Source organism: Treponema sp. R6D11 (assembly GCF_054786075.1).
Window position 1 is genome coordinate 1 of record NZ_BDHD01000998.1, and the last position, 417, is coordinate 417.

The 417-nt window shown below is 46.8% G+C and carries 1 pseudogene; it reads left to right on the forward strand.

The features are described from left to right. Window positions 1-417: pseudogene (locus tag ACYVTD_RS17180) on the forward strand (hypothetical protein); the annotation flags it as partial.

Here is a 417-nt window from a genome sequence, read left to right on the forward strand (position 1 = left end):
AGCGTGTATAGACTGATAAAGAGCGGAAAAGCCGACGCCTTTATTGAGTATAACGCCGGAGAAGCCGCGTTTGACGAATACGACGATGTGACCATCGAAGATTTCTTCCCGCTCACTTTTAGCCCTGTTTCCATGGCCGCGAAAAGCAATGAGCTTGCCCCTATTATTTCGGTTGTAACAAAAGCTTTAAGGGGCGGCGGCATCCAGTATGTTAACAAGCTGTACAACGAAGGACAGCGTAGTTACACAAGAAACAAATTGCTTAGAAGTTTAACTCCGGAAGAAAAAGTGTATTTGTTGACTAGTCCGGTCGTGCAGGTAACCGCGGCGCCGTGGTTTTATCCGCTTGACTTTTACAATAAATTCGAAAACAGGTGGGAGGGTATCGCCTTCGACGTACTCGACGAAGTAACACAG